21 protein-coding genes are annotated in these 19,781 nt (G+C 63.2%); 14 read left to right on the top strand and 7 right to left on the bottom strand.

Annotated elements, in window-relative coordinates:
• Positions 1–374: 374 nt before the first annotated feature.
• Entirely contained in the window at positions 375–1,610 is a 1,236-nt protein-coding gene (gene alr, locus C7G61_RS25105; RefSeq protein WP_108519352.1) for an alanine racemase, read from the bottom strand.
• Positions 1,611–1,662: 52 nt separating this feature from the next.
• Positions 1,663–3,165: a replicative DNA helicase gene (locus tag C7G61_RS25100; protein ID WP_108519351.1), complete on the bottom strand. Its 1,503-nt coding sequence runs from the start codon at positions 3,163–3,165 to the stop codon at positions 1,663–1,665.
• A gap of 603 nt (positions 3,166–3,768) precedes the next feature.
• Here C7G61_RS25100 and C7G61_RS25095 point away from each other — a divergent pair.
• Positions 3,769–3,975: a transcriptional regulator gene (locus tag C7G61_RS25095; protein WP_108519350.1), complete on the top strand. Its 207-nt coding sequence runs from the start codon at positions 3,769–3,771 to the stop codon at positions 3,973–3,975.
• Positions 3,976–3,996: 21 nt separating this feature from the next.
• On the opposite strand, the gene C7G61_RS25090 is transcribed toward C7G61_RS25095, so the two are convergent.
• Positions 3,997–5,247, bottom strand: a complete 1,251-nt coding sequence (locus tag C7G61_RS25090) for an SAM-dependent methyltransferase (protein ID WP_108519349.1) — start codon at positions 5,245–5,247, stop codon at positions 3,997–3,999.
• A 252-nt stretch (positions 5,248–5,499) separates the two neighbouring features.
• Here C7G61_RS25090 and C7G61_RS25085 point away from each other — a divergent pair, with 252 nt between their 5' ends.
• The 3 genes from C7G61_RS25085 to C7G61_RS25075 all read left to right on the top strand — a co-directional run bounded on the left by C7G61_RS25085 (position 5,500) and on the right by C7G61_RS25075 (position 7,698).
• Entirely contained in the window at positions 5,500–6,528 is a 1,029-nt protein-coding gene (locus tag C7G61_RS25085) for a hypothetical protein (RefSeq protein WP_108519348.1), read from the top strand.
• Positions 6,529–6,632: 104 nt separating this feature from the next.
• Positions 6,633–7,247, top strand: coding sequence for a TetR/AcrR family transcriptional regulator (locus C7G61_RS25080; RefSeq protein ID WP_108519347.1), 615 nt, complete (start codon positions 6,633–6,635; stop codon positions 7,245–7,247).
• Positions 7,234–7,698 (top strand): PaaI family thioesterase, encoded by a 465-nt coding sequence (locus tag C7G61_RS25075; protein WP_108519346.1) that lies wholly within the window; start codon positions 7,234–7,236, stop codon positions 7,696–7,698. Before C7G61_RS25080 ends, C7G61_RS25075 begins: the two co-directional genes overlap by 14 nt.
• A gap of 47 nt (positions 7,699–7,745) precedes the next feature.
• Here the strand turns inward: C7G61_RS25075 and rplI are convergent, their stop codons facing one another.
• The 4 genes from rplI to rpsF all read right to left on the bottom strand — a co-directional run bounded on the left by rplI (position 7,746) and on the right by rpsF (position 10,185).
• A complete protein-coding gene (gene rplI, locus C7G61_RS25070; RefSeq protein WP_108519345.1) occupies positions 7,746–8,345 on the bottom strand; it encodes a 50S ribosomal protein L9 in 600 nt (199 codons plus the stop codon).
• Positions 8,346–8,397: 52 nt separating this feature from the next.
• Positions 8,398–9,345: a hypothetical protein gene (locus tag C7G61_RS25065; RefSeq protein WP_108519344.1), complete on the bottom strand. Its 948-nt coding sequence runs from the start codon at positions 9,343–9,345 to the stop codon at positions 8,398–8,400.
• Positions 9,346–9,466: 121 nt separating this feature from the next.
• On the bottom strand, positions 9,467–9,706 hold the full coding sequence (rpsR, locus tag C7G61_RS25060) for a 30S ribosomal protein S18 (protein WP_002711478.1): 240 nt from the start codon (positions 9,704–9,706) through the stop codon (positions 9,467–9,469).
• A gap of 5 nt (positions 9,707–9,711) precedes the next feature.
• A complete protein-coding gene (gene rpsF, locus C7G61_RS25055; RefSeq protein WP_108519343.1) occupies positions 9,712–10,185 on the bottom strand; it encodes a 30S ribosomal protein S6 in 474 nt (157 codons plus the stop codon).
• 336 nt (positions 10,186–10,521) lie between these two features.
• Between rpsF and C7G61_RS25050 the strand changes: the two genes are divergently transcribed.
• From C7G61_RS25050 to gmk, 10 genes are all read left to right on the top strand, one after another.
• Positions 10,522–11,232 (top strand): TetR/AcrR family transcriptional regulator C-terminal domain-containing protein, encoded by a 711-nt coding sequence (locus C7G61_RS25050; RefSeq protein WP_108519342.1) that lies wholly within the window; start codon positions 10,522–10,524, stop codon positions 11,230–11,232.
• Positions 11,229–12,254 carry a fatty acid desaturase family protein gene (locus tag C7G61_RS25045; protein WP_108519341.1) on the top strand — a complete coding sequence of 342 codons (1,026 nt, stop codon included), beginning with the start codon at positions 11,229–11,231 and terminating at the stop codon, positions 12,252–12,254. Before C7G61_RS25050 ends, C7G61_RS25045 begins: the two co-directional genes overlap by 4 nt.
• Before the next feature lie 70 nt (positions 12,255–12,324).
• Complete coding sequence (locus tag C7G61_RS25040; protein WP_108519340.1) at positions 12,325–12,951, top strand: LysE family translocator; 627 nt, start codon at positions 12,325–12,327, stop codon at positions 12,949–12,951.
• Positions 12,952–13,062: 111 nt separating this feature from the next.
• Positions 13,063–14,016, top strand: a complete 954-nt coding sequence (fabD, locus tag C7G61_RS25035; protein WP_108519339.1) for an ACP S-malonyltransferase — start codon at positions 13,063–13,065, stop codon at positions 14,014–14,016.
• A 21-nt stretch (positions 14,017–14,037) separates the two neighbouring features.
• A complete protein-coding gene (gene fabG, locus C7G61_RS25030) occupies positions 14,038–14,775 on the top strand; it encodes a 3-oxoacyl-[acyl-carrier-protein] reductase (RefSeq protein WP_108519338.1) in 738 nt (245 codons plus the stop codon).
• 304 nt (positions 14,776–15,079) lie between these two features.
• The gene (locus C7G61_RS25025) at positions 15,080–15,319 is read left to right on the top strand and encodes an acyl carrier protein (RefSeq protein WP_008969609.1); all 240 of its coding nucleotides are present in this window, start codon (positions 15,080–15,082) and stop codon (positions 15,317–15,319) included.
• 103 nt (positions 15,320–15,422) lie between these two features.
• Complete coding sequence (gene fabF / locus C7G61_RS25020) at positions 15,423–16,688, top strand: beta-ketoacyl-ACP synthase II (protein ID WP_108519337.1); 1,266 nt, start codon at positions 15,423–15,425, stop codon at positions 16,686–16,688.
• A gap of 126 nt (positions 16,689–16,814) precedes the next feature.
• Positions 16,815–18,095, top strand: coding sequence for an endolytic transglycosylase MltG (mltG, locus tag C7G61_RS25015; RefSeq protein WP_108519336.1), 1,281 nt, complete (start codon positions 16,815–16,817; stop codon positions 18,093–18,095).
• 127 nt (positions 18,096–18,222) lie between these two features.
• Positions 18,223–19,110, top strand: a complete 888-nt coding sequence (locus C7G61_RS25010; protein ID WP_108519335.1) for a YicC/YloC family endoribonuclease — start codon at positions 18,223–18,225, stop codon at positions 19,108–19,110.
• Between the two features lie 3 nt (positions 19,111–19,113).
• The gene (gmk, locus tag C7G61_RS25005) at positions 19,114–19,767 is read left to right on the top strand and encodes a guanylate kinase (RefSeq protein WP_108519334.1); all 654 of its coding nucleotides are present in this window, start codon (positions 19,114–19,116) and stop codon (positions 19,765–19,767) included.
• Positions 19,768–19,781: the final 14 nt, after the last annotated feature.

Raw genomic sequence — 19,781 nt, 5'->3', positions numbered from 1 at the left:
GCGCCATCCGCTCCCACGCCGCGTCGCTCAAAACCAACCGATCCATCACACCCAAGACTGCCTCCCCAAAAGCAGTCTTGAATCTGATTTGCCCCTAAATGGGAATCCTTAGAGTCCACACCACCTAGAGCATTATCGGTTCTGATTGAATCAGAACCGAAGCTCTAGATTCTTGTTTTGACGCGTTTTCTTCGCGCGAACCGGTACCCACTTCGCTCGAAAACGCTATAAAGCAGGATAAGATCAGGTTGGGCCGTGACGACGGACCATCTCGTGCTCCGTGCGCAAGCGCCCTGAGCGCTGCGAGCCGGGCTCATTCTACTTTGCATGGGGTTGTTTTCCAGATTTTGTAACTAGGCCCTGCGATGCACCGTCTAGGTGGAAGCGGCAGCCGGCTCCGCTGGAGGCGGAGCAGGCGGCTCTGCAGTGGCATTGCCGCCCTTATAGATTCGCACGTAGCGCTTGCCGAGGCTGGTGAGCACCTCGTAACCGATGGTGCCGAAATGGTGGGCGAGTTCGTCGACCGTGATGCCTTCGCCGATCAGGGTCACCATATGGCCGCGCCGCACGGCATTCTTGTCGAGATCGGTGACGTCGACGGCCGTCAGGTCCATCGAAATCCGCCCCGCGATCGGGCAGCGCTTGCCGGCGACCACCACCTCGGCGCCGCGGGTGCCGTCATTGGCGCTGGCGGCGCGGAAATAGCCGTCGGCATAGCCTGCGGCAACGATCGCTAATCTGGTCGGACGCCGCGCCGTCCAGGTGCCGCCATAGCCGACGGTATCGCCGCGCTCGACATTGCGGATTTGCACGATGCGCGCCTTCAATTCGACGACCGGCTGCATCGGATTGTCGGCTTCAGGCGTCGGATTGATGCCGTAAACCGCACAGCCCGGCCGCACCAGGTCGAACTGGAATTGAGCGCCCAAGAAAACGCCGGACGAATTCGCCAGCGATGCCGGTACGCCGGAAAACACGCTCGCGATCTCGCGGAAGGCGGTGAGCTGCCTGGCGTTGGCGGGATTGTTGAGCAGTTCCGCGGAGGCGAGGTGGCTCATGACAAGGGTGATGCCGTGATCGCCGGCGTTGATCCGCGGGATGATGCCCTGCGCCTCGGTGACGGTCAGTCCGAGCCGGTTCATGCCGGTATCGATGTGAATGGCGGCGCCGCCCGACCAACCCGAGCGGCGGCAGAACACGTCCCATTCGGCGAGTTCGTTGAGGTCGCCGATCACGGGCTTGCAGTCGATCCTGGCGTAGGCTTCGCCGGTGTTCTGGAAGAAGCCGTCGAGCACGTAGATGGCGGCCGCGGGCGCCGCGGCGCGAACCACGCGGGCCTCATCGAGGGTGGCGACGAAAAACGTCTTGCAGCCGGCGCCAGCAAGCGCGCGGGCCACCTGTTCGGCACCGCAGCCATAGGCATCCGCCTTGACGACGCCGGCGCATTCGGCCGGCACCGCCGTCTTCTCGAGCTTGCGCCAGTTGGCGACGATGGCGTCGAGATCGACCGTCAGCACGCCGGTGGCCGTCACGAGCGCGGCCGCCTGGTTCGCCTCCGGCGAGAGCAGGGCGCCTTGCGGAATGGATTTGGGATCGGGGGCGACGTTCATGCCGCAGTATTACGCGGGGAAACGCCATGGTTCAACCGCGCTGAAGGCCGGACTAGGGCACCCGGTAGGGTAGATTATCTCCTTCGACAAAATCACTAAACCGCGTGAATTGCCCTTCGAATTGCAGTGGGACCGTACCCGTTGGTCCGTGGCGCTGCTTGGCGATGATGACCTCGGCCTTGCCGTGAGCGAGCTCCATGTCGAGTTTCCACTTCTCGTGCTCGGGTGTACCGGGCTTGGGTTCCTTGTTCTGCAGATAATATTCTTCGCGGTACACGAACAGCACGACGTCGGCGTCCTGCTCGATCGAACCGGATTCACGCAAATCAGCCAATTGCGGATGCTTGTCGTCGCGGTTTTCGACCTGCCGCGACAGCTGCGACAGCGCGATCACCGGAATATTCAGCTCCTTGGCGAGCGCCTTCAGGTTGGTCGTGATCTCGGTGACTTCCTGCACGCGGTTGTCGTTGCCGCGCTTGCCCGAGCCCTGCAGCAGCTGGATGTAGTCGACCACGATCATGTCGAGGCCCTTCTGCCGCTTCAGCCGCCGCGCGCGCGCCGTCAGTTGCGAAATCGAAAGGCCGCCCGTCTCGTCGACATATAGCGGCAAATGCTCGAGCTTGATCGTGTAGTCGCGTATCCTTTCAAACTCGTCCTGTTTGATCCCGCCGCGACGGATCATGCTGGACGCAATGCCGGTTTGCTCAGCGAGAATACGCGTGGCGAGCTGCTCGGCCGACATTTCGCAGGAGAAGAATCCGACAATGCCGCCATTGACCGACTTCATGGTGCCGTCGGCCTGAACTTCCGCCCGGTGCGCTTCGGCAATGTTATAGGCGATATTGGTTGCGAACGCGGTTTTGCCCATGCCGGGGCGTCCGGCGACGATGATCAAGTCGGATCGCTGCAGGCCGCCCATCTTTGAGTCGAGATCGCGCAATCCGGTAGAGATGCCGGACAATTTTCCGTCGCGCTGATAGGCGTTGGCCGCCATATCGAGCGCGACCTTCATCGCCTGCGAGAAACGCTGGAAACCGCCGTCATAGCGGCCGGACTCGGCGAGTTCATAGAGCTGTCGCTCGGCATCCTCGATCTGCGCGCGGGGTGCAAAGTCCACCGGCGCGTCGAAGGCGACGTTGACCATGTCCTCGCCGATCCGGATCAGGTCGCGTCGTAGCGCCATGTCGTAGATGGTGCGGCCGTAGTCCTGCGCGTTGATGATTGTGGTGGCCTCGGCCGCCACGCGGGCGAGGTATTGGCCAACCGTCATGCCACCGATATCGGTATCGGCGGGCAGGAACGTCTTCATCGTGACGGGGGTAGCCACCTTGCCCATCCGGATCAGGCTGCCGGCGGTCTCGAAAATGGTCTGGTGGAGCGGCTCGAAGAAGTGCTTCGGCTCCAGGAAGTCGGAAACCCGGTAGAACGCGTCGTTGTTGACCAGGATAGCGCCCAGCAGACTCTGCTCCGCCTCGATATTGTGCGGCGCGCTCCGATAGACCGGAGTTCCTGCGTCGGGAGCGAGTTTGAGGACGTTCGAATCAGTCAGAGCCATGGGTCGGATTATGCTTCAGATTTTTGGCGTTGTTGGGATTCCGCCGGAAGGTCGCGATCCTCCGAGGTGGGGGGCGATAAAGCGCCACTCGCGGGCCCGGTGGAAGTGTGAAGCTGCCTTATGCACGATTCACACATGTGAGGTGTGAATGAATCCCCGCCGGTCGACGTCTCCCCTTGACGGGGTTGCGGCCAACGCCGGGCGAGGCGGGAACGCTTCACCGAAAATGCCGAGGAAAATCCTAGGTAAAATCTTAGGAGAGCCTGAACCTTACCACGACTTGGACGGACATATCCGGACGCGCGGGGTGTTTTCGAGCAGCGTCTTAAGCGTTGATCAAACCAGCATCAGGTAGATGAACGCGAACACAGCGGCGCCCACACCGATTGCGATCAAGGCGTAGTCGATCCTGATGTCGGAATCGAACGGGGCTGGGTAGATCTGCCGGCTCATGGCGGAGATCTACGACGGGCCGCCACGGGCTTCTGTGAAGTAGATCACATCGGATGTGATTTTCTTCACCGCAGAATGGATTGGTTACGAAATTGGGAACGGGCCGGCGATTTTCGAGTTGCCGGTTGTAACGGACCAGAAGGACCGGCGATGGGTCAGCAAATCCAGGGATGGCGATCGGGAAGCGCGCAGCGCTTGTGGCTGTCGATGCTGATCGACACGATGGAAGCGATTTCGCGCCCGGAACTGCGTGCGGTACCCTGTGACGAGCAGTTGCTTGCTAAGGTGCGCGCCCAACTCGCCCGTCCGGCATTGGCTCGTACGCCTTATGCCTCGGCCTACAGCCTGCGGAACTGACGCCACCGCGCTTGACGGAGCCTATTCGCCCGCCAGCTGCAGCCGTGGCTGCCTTCGGGGTTCCATTCCGCGCAATCTTGCTTCTTCCCGGGTAATATAATCCCGCGTCATCGGCACGATTCCCTGACGCTTGGTGAGCTGGATCTGGAAGTTCATCAGGTTTTGCTTCCGGAACGACATTTCCGACGCCGCCAGGTAAAATTCCCACATGCGGGCAAACCGTTCGTCATAGAGGCGCACCGCCTCTTCGCGTCGCGCCATGAAGCGGTCGCGCCAGGCCTTCAGCGTTTCGGCATAATGCAGCCGCAGGATTTCGATGTCGCAGACCAAGAGGCCCGCCTTCTCGATCGCGGGAAGGACCTCGGAGAGGGCGGGGATATAGCCGCCCGGGAAGATATACTTGGTGATCCATGGGCTCGTCACATCGGGACCTGTGGAACGGCCGATCGAATGCAGCACCATGACGCCGTCGTCCCTGAGAAGTTCGGCACAGCGCCGGAAGAAGGTCTCATAGAAATCGATGCCGACATGTTCGAACATGCCGACCGACACGATGCGGTCGAACGGGCCGGCAACATCGCGGTAATCGCTCGGCAGGAATCTTGCCGACCCCGTCAGGTTCTTTTCGGCGGCACGGGCATTCGAGGCCAGCAATTGCTCCGACGACAGCGTGATGCCGGTGACGTCGGCGCCGGTCATTTCGGCAAGATAGAGGCCAAGACCGCCCCAGCCCGAGCCGATGTCGAGCACGCGGTTGCCGTGCTCGATCAGGAGCTTGGCGGCAAGGTGGCGTTTCTTGGCGAGCTGGGCATCGTCGAGCGTCGCATCCGGCGTCTCGAAATAGGCGCAACTATATTGCTTGTCGGCGTCGAGGAAGAGGGAATAGAGCCGCCCGTCGAGGTCGTAGTGATGGGCGACATTGTCTCTCGCCCGGCCGCGCCAATTGAATTGCCTGGCGTGCCGGCTGAAATAGCGCAGCCACCATTGCAGCTTGGCCCAACGTGGGAGCATTTCGGGCTGGCCGAGCAGTATTTCGAGCGTATCCGCGATCGAGCCGTCCTCGACCACGAAGGTGCCGTCCATATAGGCCTCGCCAAGCGCCAGTTCGGGATTGAGCAGAATACGGCGCTGGGTCCGCTCGGTCAGGAACTTCGCCGACACCGGGCGGCCGGTTCCGTCACCGCAGGTAAACTTCGTCCCATTCGCGGCCGTGAAATTCATCGTGCCGCGGCGAATGAACTGACCCAAGAAATAACGCAACAACCGATCCATCGAAGCACCAATGGAACGAGCTACCCTTATACCGACGCACCCAGGAAAGGTTGGTTCCAAGGATGGATCAAATTTTCATAAGTATGATGATGCCGTGGCGCTATTGCGTTGGAGTCAAAGCGGATATTCTCAAATGCGGCAATCACGCAGATGCGCAATAAGCGCGCTTCCATTCGCGTCACAATCGGCTAAAAGGTGACCCCGCCGCCGGCCACGTGATGCGATGCCGCAGCGATTCTGGAGAAGCAGGGAATGTTGAGCCGAGCGCTCAGTTTAGCGACGGTGACGCTCCTGATCGGCTGCCTCACAGCAGGCGCGGCACGGGCGGCTGAAAATCTCGACGCCGGCAAGAGCCCCTCCCAGATATTCTCGAACACGTGCAACGCCTGCCACAAGAGCCCGCGCGGCCTGTTGAAGAACGTGTCGGCTTCGTCGTTGCCGGGTTTTCTGCGCCAGCACTATACGACCGGCACCGACATGGCCTCGGTGCTCTCGTCCTACCTGATCTCCAACGGGGCTGCCGACCCCCGGTATCAGGGCAAGGATCAGCCGAAGCAGAAGGACGCCAAGCAGGACGGAAAACCAGATCAGCCCGACCGGCTCGGTCGCCGGCAGCCACCGGCGGCACCTGCGCGGGAAGTTTCCCGGCCGGACGCCGACGGGGCACCGCCGCAAGGCGAGGGCGCGCGTCCAGGCCGAGACGCGAAGCGGTTCGCGCGTCCGCAAGCGGCGCCCGATGCCTCGAAGCCTGCAGATGGCCAGGCGCCGCTGCAGGCCGCGACCGACAGCAAATCGGGCGTCAGGCAGAAGCAGGGCAGACGTGGCAAGCCCGCCGTCGAAGAGCCGCCGAAAACCGAGCAGGCAGCCCCCGGCGAACCCGCAAAGGAAGAAGATGCCTCGCGGGATGCCGCCAAGGCTGAAACTGCCGCGACCGATCCTGCCAAGACCGATGCGATCAAGACCGATGCGATCAAGGGCGAGGGCGACAAGCCGGCCAGCGAGGCAGCGAAGCCCGTAGGCGAAACGGAAAAGCCGGCACGCGAGGGCGCGTCAGAGACCGCCAAAGTCGATGCTCCCAAGGAGAGCACCGGTAGCGAGCCGGCGCCACTCAGGCCAGATCCGGTGCCGCCGGTCGCGCCGGCGCCGCTAGCTTCCGCTGCCACCGCGCCTGAGCCGGCCGCAGGTTCTTCCGCAGCGGCGCCTCCACCGGTAACGGCTACGGCGCCCGCATCGCCGCCGGTAGCGCCCGCTGGCCCGCCCGTGCCGCCCATCTCTCGCTAGGATTTTCAGATTTCCGAATGCCGGTCGACGGTGTGACGTCGCTTGATCATCTCTAGAGTATTGCTCTAGAGTATGGATCTAACGGCCTCGAAAGACGGACGCGAATGACCACGGCACGCGAGGATCTGCTGGCGGCGGGATTGGCGGTATTCGACCGCGACGGTTTCGAAGGCGCTACCGTGGCCGCCATCAGAACCCGCGCGCGAGCGTCCAATGGCAGCTTCTTCCATTTCTTCGGATCGAAGAAGGAGCTGGCCGGTACGCTGTTCCTGGAAATTCTCGCCCGTTACCACTCAGCCGTCATCGCGGCGGTCGATGAATCCTGCGGGGCGCGGGAAGGCGTGGCGCGGCTGATCCGGGCGCATCTGGAATGGGTCGTCAGCTCCAGGCGCGAGGCGCGCTATCTGTTCGAAATTTCCCGCAGCGAATGGACCGAGGAGATCCGCGGCGCGCAGCGCGCGCAGAATTCGCGTCTTGCGGAAGTCGTCCAGCGATGGCGCGCGCCGCTGGTTGAGCGCGGCGAATTGCTGCCGATGACATCGTCGGTGTTCTTCAGCCAGATCATCGGCCCGGCGCAGATTTTTTGCCGCGCATGGCTGTCGGGCCGCGACCGCGCCGATCCAAGAGAGCAAGCCGACATCCTGATCGCCTGTGCCATCCGCGCGGTGGTCGCGCCGATGCGATCCGCAAACCGGGAGAAACCTCATGAGTGCGATTAACGATCCCGACTTCGCGCCGATCGCGACCCGCATCCGCGACAATGTTGGCCGCCAGGGTTTCATGAACCATATCGGGGCGGAGTTGTCCGAACTGACGCGCGGCACGTGCACGCTTGCGGTCGATCGCCGGCCGGAGCTGTTGCAGCAGCACGGCCTGTTCCATGGCGGCGTCACCGCTTTCCTCGTCGATAACGCAACGACCATTGCGGCTGCGACATCGCGCGGCCAGTCGGCGCTGACGGCGGAATACAAACTGAATTTGTTATCGCCGGCGGTCGGCGAGCGCCTGATCTGCCGGGCGCGCGTGATCAAGCCCGGACGTCAGGTCGCCGTCGTTGCGGCCGACGTGTTCTGCGTGACCGATGGCGTCGAGAAGCACACCGCCACGGCTCTGGCATCGATTGCGATGCTCGACGAGAAGGCGGCTGCCAGAATCCCAAGCCCGGCCTGACGGGCCGGGCTTGAGGTCGTCATAGGGAGTTGTGAGCCGGAAGTGCGTTACTTCTCGGTCGCAGCAGGCGCAGGCGCCTCGTCCTCGTGCTGGGCTTCCGGATCGAAGAACTCGCCAGCTGCTGCGAGCGCCTCGGCGGCGGCGTCCTGGTCTTCCTGACGGGTCGAGATGTCCTCGCCGCGGTTGATGCGCTCGGCCTCATCGGCGCTGCGTGCCACGGTAACGCTGACGTTGACTTCGACTTCCGGATGCACGGCAATTGCGACCTGGTGCTTGCCGATATTCTTGATCGGTGCATCCAGCAGGACCTGGCTGCGGCTGATGGTGACGCCATCGGCCTCGAACGAGGCGATGATGTCGCGTATGCTCACGGATCCGAACAGCTGGCCGGTTTCGGAGGCCTGACGCAGCACGATCACGTTGCGCCCTTCGATCTTCTCCGCGACCTTGGTTGCCTCGCCCTTGGCCTTGAGGTTGTTGGCCTCAAGCTCGGCCTTCATGCCGTCGAACTTGGCGCGGTTGTCGGCGGTGGCGCGCAGCGCCTTGCCGCGCTTAAGCAGAAAGTTGCGGGCAAACCCGTCCTTGACGCGGACGACTTCGCCCATCTGACCGAGCTTGACGACGCGTTCCAGCAAGATGACTTCCATTTTCGTTCTCCTTTTTGAGCGTTCGTATTCGATTGGGTTGGATGTTGCAGTTTCAGGATGCGGGCAGGGGTGGAGGCTTGCCGCGCAGATAGCGTTGGCGAAGTCCGAACACGGCGTCCGCGAGCCCGAGCGCGATCATCGCGAGCCCGGGCCAGACCAGAACGATCGTGACGACGTAGATGCAGCTCAGCCACAGCGCGCGACTCTTCAGCGCCAACGTCAGCGTATGCATGACGGCAAATCCCGTCAGCGCGTAGGCCATCAACAGCGCGCCGGCGGCAATCTTCGCGACGAGGCCAAGCAGCCCCCCGGTAAAACAGAATGCAATGGCGACGCACAAGCCAACGAGTGTCATCGGCGGCAGGGTCGTGGCCTTCAGATCGGGCCACGGGCGCTGGAGGCGGCCGGAGGTGGCGGTGATCTTGGCCGCAAGCCACAGATTGATCGTCAGCATGATCAGCGGCCCGATGACGATCGCGGCCGGCGCCAATGTTGCCGCGGCGCCGATCACACGCTCGTTGGTCTCGATTCGGTGCATTGCAAAAACCCGGGTCACACCGCGCTTCAAGGCCGCCGTGATCGCGTCCGGATCGGTGGTGAATGCGAAGAGCGTCGTAAGCGTAATGAGCGCGGCGAAGCCTGCGATCCACAGCAGGATGCGACCGACCGGGTACCATTCCATCGAGGGGGGCGTTTGTTCCGTGCCGTCGTTTACCGGCCGGCCCAGCATTGCAAGGTGGCCAAGCCACCACGCAGGAACTGCCACGCTAAGGGCATAGGCGATGCAATGATGCAGGCCGAAGAGCGCGCCAATGCTGACGGCAGCGGCGATGCCGCCAATCGTTGCACTGAGGGGGCCCCATCCCATCGCCGCGACCATCAGGGGCATCGACGCCAGATAGAGCAACAATGCTGAAATCAGCGCGCGCGAAATCACAGACGCGAACATCAGGCCCGATGCAGCGCCGGCAGCGATACCAATGAGGACGATCGCGATCATCAGCTGTCCCGCCCCTTTCGAGCGGTTAGAGGTCGTCTCGACCCCAACCATCGGCGACCGGACGACCCGGAAGCCTTATGAATAACGACCGGCGGCGCGAGCGCCGCCGGCCGAAGATGTCTTAGCGAATGACGTAGGGCAGCAGGCCGAGGAAACGCGAGCGCTTGATGGCGCGCGCGAGTTCACGCTGCTTCTTGGCGGAGACGGCGGTGATGCGGCTCGGCACGATCTTGCCGCGCTCGGAGACGTAACGCATCAACAGCTTGGAATCCTTGTAGTCGATCTTCGGCGCATTCGGACCCGTGAACGGGCAGGTCTTGCGGCGACGGAAAAACGGACGGCGTGCACCAGCTTCAGCCATGGTTCTTACTCCTCTACCGTCGCTTCAACAGCGTCTTCGCGCGGACGGCGCGGGCCACGGTCGCCACGGAAGCCGCCGCCTTCACGATCGCCACGGAAGCCGCCTTCGCGGTCACCGCGGAAGCCGCCGCCGCGATCGTCGCGCTCGCGGTCACGATCGGCCTTGCGCATCATCGCCGAGGGACCTTCCTCGTGCTCTTCGACGCGGACGGTGAGGTAACGGATGACGTCTTCGGAGATCCGCTCCTGCCGCTCGATCTCGGTGACCGCAGCGGAGGGCGCATCGATGTTCATCAGCACGAAGTGCGCTTTGCGATTCTTGTTCATGCGATAGGTGAGCGAGCGCACGCCCCAGTTTTCCATCTTCACGACCTTGCCGCCGAGTCCCTCGACGATGCCGGTCATTTGGGTGGTTAGCTCTTCGACCTGCTGGGTGCTCGCATCCTGACGCGCGAGAAAAACATGCTCATATAGAGGCATGGGTGTCCTTTCCTGTGTTGGCGCGGTTCCCGGCGGCAAGCCCTTCGAGACCTTCGGAAAGGACTCGATAATGCTCAGAAGGCGGAAGCACGGGACGACGGGCCAACTGGCCCTGCCACATCAACATCGCCAAAAAGGTGAGATTGCTGAGACCGTCCGTTCAGCTCCCGGCCGGGATCCACGGATGGCGCGGTTTATAAGGGTTTTCAGCGCGCTGGCAAGGCTTCTTGCGGGGACTTGAAAGGTTCCTGGCCTCTCCAACGAGGGCCGTGAGGCCACCGGGCCGGGTTGACATATTTGTTTGTATGTCATACAAACAATGGACGAGAGGGCAAAATGGCTCCCAAGTTCGTCCAGACAGCTCCCGAAGCTCCAGCCGGCGACCCCAAGCATGCCGCCCGCGCCACACGTACGGCCGGACGCCAGATGCGCTCGCGCCTCCTCGACGGCGCCAGCCGCCTGTTCAGGGAGCGGGGCCTCGCCGGAACCTCGATTTCGGACATTGCGGCGGCTGCAGACGCCTTTCCGAGCCAGATCACCTATTACTTCCGCACCAAGGAGGCGCTGTTCGTCGAGGCCGCCTGCCGCGAGATGCTCTATCTGGCGCGCGCGACCGAGCAGGCGGCGCTTCGGGCGCACACGCCGCGGGAATATACGCACGCGCTGGCGGAGACGGTGACGGCGACGGATTCGGTGGCCTTCTTTGCCGAAGCGTTGACCCTGACCAGACGCCGTCAGGATCTCGCTCCGTTGGTTGAACGCACCATCGAACGTCTGCATAGCGAAGGCGCCCGCGCTTATGCGAGCCAGGTCGAGCGGCATGGCTGGCGCTCACTCCGAGCGCCCGAGGAAAGCTCGCGCCGGTTCTGGGCAGTCGCGATCGGCGTCATGGTCGAGGGTCATGCGATGGGACGATCGGCAGAGGATTTGTGCCGCGAGATGCTGCGCGTGCTGGGCGACCAGGCCACGACACCACCTGGCGTCGACAGCGCCAGACTGCGCGTGGTTGACGACAGCGACAAGCCCGACAGGGAGACCTCATCATGACCGCGCTACGCATGCGTGCCCGTGACTTTCTGAACGAGGACCAACTGGTCGCCGTGCGCCAGCGCGTGACGTGGAAAGGCATCGCCCTGATCGCACATGCATGGGCGCTGATCCTGGGATCGATCGCGCTGGTCGCGTGGTGGCCCAACCCGCTGACCTTTTTGCTCGCGGTCGGCATCATCGGCTCGCGCCAGCTCGGGCTCGCGATCCTGATGCATGACGGCGCACATGGATGTCTGTCGGCGGACGAGAAGGTCAACCTGACGCTGAGCCAGTGGTTCTGCGCCTATCCGATCTTCGCCGAGACCCGTGCCTATCGCCGCTATCACCTGCAGCACCATGCGCGCACGCAGCAGGAAGACGATCCGGATCTGGTGCTATCAGCGCCGTTTCCGATCACGGGGATGAGCTACCGCCGCAAGTTCGTGCGCGATATTACCGGGCAGACCGGCTATCAGCAGCGCAAAGCGCAATTGCTAAATGCACTTGGGCCTAAGGAATGGCCGCTCGCGCAGCGCGCCGCACATTTTTGGGAAAAGCTCGGTCCGCAGTGTGCCGTCAATGCCGTGCTGTTCGCAGGCCTTGCCGCCGCCGGCGTGTGGTGGGCCTATCCGCTGTTATGGCTGCTGCCGCTGCTCACCTGGCAGATGGTCATCACCCGCATCCGCAACATCGCCGAGCATGCGGTGGTCCCCGACTCGAACGATCCCCTGCGCAATACGCGCACCACGCATGCCAATTTCCTTGAGCGGCTGTTCATCGCGCCGTATTACGTAAACTACCACCTTGAGCATCACCTGCTGTTTTACGTGCCCTGCTACAACCTGCCTCGTGTCCACCGCATTCTCTCCGAGAGCCGGTATGCGGACCGAATGGAGGTGCAGCCGAATTACGCCGCTGTGCTGCGGCTCGCAACTGCCAGGCCGGACCACGAGGACCGGCCGGGTAACGTCGTGAGCAGCGCACGCCGCGCCCGGGCCGGGAAGGAGGTTGGCGGTGATCAGGCCGCAGGTGGCTTCTAGAGGTGGACATCTCCTTTCGCCTGTAGGGGTGACTTCCCCTGGGCGACAATAGCCGTGAAGGAGCGAGCGTATGATCGATCTGACCACCTTGGCTGCTTATGCGGCGGTTGTGCTCGGCTTTGTATTCATTCCGGGTCCCGCCACGCTCCTCACCGTTGCACGGGCAACGAGTTCGGGCACCAGGGTGGGAATCGCGACCGGCGTCGGGATCGCGGCCGGCGATATGATTCATACTTTTATGGCGATCGTCGGCATCTCAGCGATCATTGCCACTTCGGCGCTGCTGTTCAGCATCATCAAATACATTGGCGCCGCGTATCTCGTTTACCTCGGCATTCGCGCGCTCCTTGAGAGAGCGCCGGCAAATCTGACGCCCGGCGCACTACCAATCTCGGCCGGTAAGGCATTCAGGCAGGCTATTTTGGCAGAGGTGCTGAACCCGAAAACCGCGCTCTTTTTTCTCGCGTTCCTCCCCCAGTTCGTGGTGCCCGACAACGGATCGGTCGTGCTTCAATTGACGATCCTGGGGATCCTTTTTGTCCTGTTGGGGCTCGTCAGCACGGTGGTTTTTGCGGTCTGCGCGGGAGGACTGGGCAATTTTCTCCGTCGAAATCCCACCGTGCTGAAGTGGCAGGGCAAGGCGGTTGGCGGCATCTATTGCGCTCTGGGCGTCCGGTTGGCGCTGCAGGAACGCTGAGCCTGTCCGCCCAATTCCCGGACTTCCCACGGAATGCGTCATCCCGCACCGCGGCTTGACATCCCGGCCTTGGTCAGTGTCTTACGGCCCCATTCGAATGAGGGAGCGCCGATGACGGCTGCATTTACGTTTCCGGGGCAGGGTTCCCAGGCGGTCGGCATGGGCAAGGCCCTGGCGGAAGCCTTTCCGGCCGCGCGAGCGGTGTTCGACGAAGTTGATTCGGCGCTCGGTGAGAAGCTGACCACCATCATCTGGGACGGTCCGGCCGAAACCCTCCAGCTCACCGAAAACGCCCAGCCGGCCCTGATGGCGGTCTCGATTGCCACGCTGCGCGTGCTGGAAACCGAGGCGGGCTTTTCCGTGGGGCGGGATGCGGCCTTCGTCGCCGGCCATTCGCTTGGCGAATACTCTGCGCTTGCCGCCGCCGGCAGCCTCAGCGTCAGGGATACCGCGCGCCTGCTGCGTACCCGCGGCCTTGCGATGCAAAAAGCGGTGCCGGTCGGCGCCGGGGCCATGGCGGCACTGCTCGGGCTTGATTATGAGGCCGCGATGGCCGTCGCCGGCGAAGCCGCGCAGGGTCAGGTCTGCCAGGCTGCCAACGACAATGGCGGCGGGCAGGTGGTGGTGTCCGGCGACAAGGCTGCGGTCGAGCGCGCGCTCGAGATCGCCAGGGCCAAGGGCGCCAAGCGCGCGATGCTGCTGCCGGTGTCCGCGCCGTTCCATTGCAAGCTGATGCAGCCCGCGGCCGATGCGATGGCGGAGGCACTGGCCGGTGTGACGATCAGGACGCCGGCTTCGCCGCTGGTGTCGAACGTGCTGGCGGCGCCGATCACCGATCCCGACGAGATTCGCCGCCGCCTGATCGAGCAGGTCACCGGCACCGTGCGCTGGCGCGAGTCGGTGGCTTACATGGCCGCGCACGGCGCCACGCGGTTCTTCGAAATCGGCGCCGGCAAGGTGCTGAGCGGTCTGGTCAAGCGCATCGCCGATGGCGCCGTCGGCGTGTCGGTCGGGGGACCCAACGATATTGCGGCGGCCAAGGACGCATTGGCGGCTTCGGCCTAAAGCTCCCGGAAGGAGAGATTGATGTTCGATTTGACGGGCAGGACGGCGCTGGTGACCGGCGCGACCGGCGGCATTGGCGGGGCGATCGCGCAGGCGTTGCATGGGCGGGGCGCGACCGTGGCTATTTCCGGAACGCGCCGCGAGGTGTTGGATTCGTTTGCCGGCAAACTAGGCGATCGCGTCCACGTGCTGCCGTGCAACCTTTCCGATAGCGCTGATGTCGAGGCGCTGGTGCCCGCGGCGGAAGCTGCGATGGGGCAGGTCGACATCCTGATCGCCAATGCCGGCATCACGCGCGACAACCTTTTTGTGCAGTTGCGCGACGAGGATTGGGACGACGTCATCCAGGTCAATCTGACCGCGACCTTCCGTCTCGCCCGCGCCGCAACCAAGCTGATGATGCGCAAGCGCTTCGGCCGGATCATTGCGATCACCTCGATTGTCGGAGTGACCGGCAACCCCGGCCAGGCCAACTACACCGCGTCGAAGGCCGGAATTATCGGCCTGATCAAGACGCTGGGTGCGGAATACGCCAAGCGCAACGTGACCGCCAATTGCATCGCGCCGGGGTTTATCAAGACGCCGATGACGGACGCGCTCAACGACAAGCAACGCGAGACCATCCTGGCGAAGGTTCCTGCGGCGCGGCTGGGGACGCCGGAGGACATCGCGGCGGCGGCTGTCTATCTAGCCTCGAACGAGGCGGCCTACGTCACCGGCCAGACGATTCACGTCAACGGCGGAATGGCCATGTTTTGAGCGAGTTATTGCCCTGATCGATGCGGCCAAAAGCCGTTTCGCCGGGGTGGTGGAGGTTGTAGTCAGGACTTGGGAAGTATGGTAACCGAACCCCCGACGGATGGGCAAACAAGGCCATTGCAGGATTTTGAAACCCTGTATATTGGCGTGGCGACGCCTGCCGTTCGCCGGGGCTTTGTCGGCTACCACCGGGCCGAATCAAGACTATGCGCGATAGCGAAGGAAGTTTAACGACCACGATAGCTCGTAGCGTCTCTATAGCGTCTTGGGGTCGGGTCCAATGGAACAAGCACGAGGTTGAACGATGAGTGAGATTGGCGAGCGGGTTAAGAAGATTGTGGTCGAACACCTCGGTGTTGAACCCGATAAGGTTGTCGACAACGCAAGTTTCATCGACGACCTCGGCGCCGACAGTCTCGACACCGTCGAGCTTGTGATGGCATTTGAAGAAGAGTTCGGCTGCGAAATTCCCGATGACGCCGCCGAGACGATTTTGACCGTCGGCGACGCCACGAAGTTTCTCGAGAAGAACGCGAAAAGCTGACGTCGACGTCCCGGGCGGGTAGAGACAGAGCCGGACGGGCCGTTGTCGAACGGTCCCCCGGTTTCTTGTTTTGCGCCATTGGTTTCGGGTTGGAGTTTTTGACATGAGGCGGGTTGTCGTCACGGGGCTGGGCATGGTTACGCCGCTCGGCTGCGGCGTTGACACAACGTGGGCGCGTATCCTCAACGGTCAGAGCGGCGCCAAAAAGATCGATACATTCGAAGTTGCCGATCTGGCGAGCCAGATCGCCTGCGTGATTCCACGCGGCGACGGCAGTGACGGCACGTTCAATCCCGACCAGTGGATGGAGCCAAAGGAACAGCGCAAGGTCGACGACTTCATCATCTTTGCGATGGCCGCAGCGCGCCAGGCGCTCGATGACGCCGACTGGCATCCCTCGACTGAAGAAGACAAATGCGCCACCGGCACCCTGATCGGTTCGGGAATCGGCGGACTGTCCGGCATCGCCGATACGGCGTTGCTGCTGAAGGAACGCGGGCCGCGCAGGGTATCGCCGTTCTTCATCCCGGGGCGACTGATCAATCTCGCTTCCGGCTACGTCTCGATCGAGCATGGCCTTAAAGGCCCCAACCATTCCGTGGTGACGGCGTGTTCGACCGGCGCGCATGCGATCGGCGACGGCGCCCGCCTGATTGCGCTCGGCGACGCCGACGTCATGGTGGCGGGCGGCACCGAATCACCGATCTGCCGGCTGGCGATGGCGGGATTCTGCGCGGCGCGCGCGCTCTCGACCGGCTTCAACGAGACGCCGCACAGGGCCTCGCGGCCCTACGACAAGGACCGCGATGGATTCGTGATGGGCGAGGGCGCCGGCGTCGTCGTGCTCGAGGAATATGAGCACGCGAAAAAGCGCGGTGCGCGAATCTATGCCGAAGTGGTGGGCTACGGCCTGTCGGGCGACGCCTATCACATCACCTCGCCATCGCCGGATGGCGACGGAGGCTTCCGCAGCATGAGCGCGGCGATCAAGCGCGCCGGGATCGCGGTATCCGATATCGACTACATCAACGCCCACGGAACTTCGACGCAGATCGGCGACGAGATCGAACTCGGCGCGGTGGAGCGGATGCTCGGCAATGCCGCCTCAAAGGTGTCGATGTCGTCGACGAAATCGTCGACCGGTCACCTGCTCGGTGCTGCCGGTGCGATCGAGGCCATTTTCAGTATCCTTGCGATTCGCGACAATATTGCTCCGCCCACCATCAATTTGGAAAATCCGTCGGTGGAAACGGCAATCGATCTGGTGCCGCAGACGGCGCGCAAGCGCGAGATTAACGTCGCGCTGTCGAATTCCTTCGGTTTCGGGGGCACCAATGCCTCCGTGATCGTGCGGCGCGTGGCTGACTAGCAAGTGTTTATAACTACTCCACCGTTTTGCCGCATTCGGCGATGACTTCTACATGTGGGCGTATGCTATCGGCTGGGCATAGGATTGCCCGGCCGCGATTGAACCGACAGGATTCAGGTTGCATCGATGAGTGAGAGGCCGCCCATTTCACCACGAAGCCCGCGCGCGGCGCTGGAGCCCGAGCAGGTGCCGCCGCCGCCGAAGCGGTCGGAGCGCGCCCGCAATCCTTTCGTGGTAGTCGGCAATGCCATCATCACCATCCTGATCATTCTGATGATCGGGGCGGGAACGGTGTACTATTACGGCAGGCAAATGCTGGAGACGCCGGGCCCGCTGCGGGAAGACAAGATCGTCAACATTCCCTCGCGTGCCGGCAAGCGCGACATCGCCGATGCGCTGCTGCGTGAGGGCGTGATCAACGTCAATCCCTGGGTATTCATCGGCGGTGTGTTTGCGTTGAAGGCGAGTTCCGACCTCAAGCCGGGTGAATATTCCTTCCAGAAAAATGCCAGCCTGCGTGATGTCATCGCCACCATCGTCGAGGGCAAGGTGGTGCAGCACGCCGTCACTATCCCTGAGGGCCTGACGTCCGAACAGATCGTGGCGCGGCTCATCGACAACGACATCTTCGCTGGGAGCGTGCGGGAAATGCCGCGCGAAGGCACGCTGCTGCCGGAAACCTACAAATTCCCGCGCGGCACCACGCGTGAGCAGGTGATCCACCGCTTGCAACAGAGCCAGAAGCGGGTGCTCGCGGAGATCTGGGAACGCCGCAATCCGGATGTTCTGGTCAAGTCGCCGGAGCAGCTCATCACGCTGGCCTCGATCATCGAGAAGGAAACCGGCCGGGCCGACGAGCGCAGCCGCGTGGCTGCCGTATTCACCAATCGCCTGCGGCAGAGGATCAAGCTGCAGTCCGATCCGACCATCATCTACGGCCTGGTCGGCGGCAAGGGAACGCTGGGCCGGCCGATCAAGCGCTCCGAGATCACGCAACCGTCGCCCTACAACACCTACGTGATCGAAGGCCTGCCGCCCGGACCGATCGCCAATCCGGGCCGCGCCTCGCTCGAAGCCGCCGCCAACCCGGCGCGCACACGCGACCTGTTCTTCGTGGCCGACGGGACCGGCGGGCACGCCTTTACCGAGACCTACGACCAGCACCAGAAGAACGTCGCCAAGCTGCGGGCGCTCGAAAAACAGATTCAGAACGACACCGTCGAACCATCAGAGGATGCGCCGCCGCCGACGTCGGCCGGAGGGCCGGCCGATACCAATCCAACCGCGACCACGCCGCGGCCGGCGGGGCCGAAGAAGCCGCCCGCCCGTCCTGCGGCGCCAGCGACGGCGCCGGCCCGCCAGGGCGCCGCGCAGTCGACCACGACGCCGCCGGTGGTTCAGCGCTGACGCCCGGCCGGTTAAGTCGGCATTTCCGCTACGGCCGGAACGCAATTCCACTTTGGCGGAAATCGGCTTAAGGTCGCGCCGTCCCTTTCGAGTCTTGAAACCCCTGTTTTTCGGAGAGTGTTACGCGATGGCGCTATCGAGCATGACCGGTTTTGCCCGGAGTCACGGCGCCAGCGGTCCCTATACGTTCGAATGGGAACTGAAGTCGGTCAACGCCAAGGGTTTTGACCTGCGCTTGCGCCTGCCGCCGGGCTGGGACGAGCTGGAGGCCTTGGCCAAGAAACGCGCCGGCGAGGTGCTGTCGCGGGGCACGGTCTACGCCAACCTCAGCGTCAAGCGCGCCAACGCGGTCTCCACCGTGCGCATCAATGAAGACGTGTTGGCCTCGATCGTGAAGGTCGCGGGCGAACTCGCCGGCCGGATCGACGCCGTGGCGCCCAGCATCGACGGTCTGCTCGGCATCAAGGGCGTCATCGAGGTCGTCGAACCCGAAAGCGACGAGGCGGAAGACAAGGCGGCGAGGGATGCCGCGGCCACAGCCTTCGAGCAGGCGCTCGCCCAACTCGTCGAGATGCGCCGCCGCGAGGGCGTGACGCTCGGGCAAATTCTGATCCAGCGCATGGATGAGATCGAGAGGCTGGCGAAGAAGGCCGAGGCTGCGCCCGGCCGCAAGCCGGAGGCGATCAGGGCGCGCCTGGCCGAGCAGGTGACGGCACTCTTGGAAACTTCCGAACGCTTCGACGCTGACAGGCTCAATCAGGAAGCGATCATGATCGCGACCAAGGCCGACATTCGCGAAGAGCTCGACCGCATCGCCTCGCACGTCGCGCAGGCCCGGGAGATGATCGGCAAGGGCGGACCGGTCGGCCGGCGGCTCGACTTCCTCGCCCAGGAATTCAACCGCGAGGTCAACACCTGCTGCTCCAAATCGAATGATCTGGAATTGACCCAGACCGGGCTCGAGATGAAGAACGTGGTCGAGCAATTCCGCGAGCAGGTCCAGAACCTGGAGTAACCGATGACGGCTGGAGGTTTCGACGGGGTTGAACGGCGAGGGCTGATGTTCGTGCTGTCGTCGCCCTCGGGCGCGGGCAAGACCACGCTGTCGCGCATGCTGCTTGAGCGCGAGCCAGGCCTGAAGATGTCCGTTTCGGCGACGACGCGCTCGAGGCGACCGGGCGAGGTCGAGGGACGCGACTATTTCTTCGTCGACAAGCAGAAATTCGAGACCATGGTGGAGCAGGGCGAACTGCTCGAATGGGCGACCGTATTCGACAATCTCTACGGTACACCGCGTGCGCCGGTCGAAGCGGCATTGTCGGCGGGACAGGATGTCTTGTTCGACATCGACTGGCAGGGCACCCAACAGCTGCATCAGAAGGCGAGCGTCGATGTCGTTCGGGTATTCATACTGCCGCCATCGGCCGCCGATCTGGAGAAACGGCTGCACACGCGTGCGCAGGATTCCGACGAGGTGATTCGCGGGCGCATGAGCCGCGCCACCCATGAACTCAGTCACTGGGCGGAATACGACTATATCGTCGTCAACCACAACGTCGATGACGCGTTCGCCGAGGTGCAGTCGATCCTCAAGGCCGAGCGGCTCAAACGTGAGCGCCGCACTGGCCTGACCGAGTTCGTTCGCAAGCTGCAGCGCCAGCTGGAGAAATAGCCGCCGCTTCCATT

This window comes from Bradyrhizobium algeriense, from assembly GCF_003062295.1.
GTDB classification, from domain to species: Bacteria; Pseudomonadota; Alphaproteobacteria; order Rhizobiales; family Xanthobacteraceae; genus Bradyrhizobium; species Bradyrhizobium algeriense.
The sequence above is the reverse complement of the archived record's forward strand: the minus strand, read 5'-3'. Positions and strand labels throughout refer to the sequence as shown.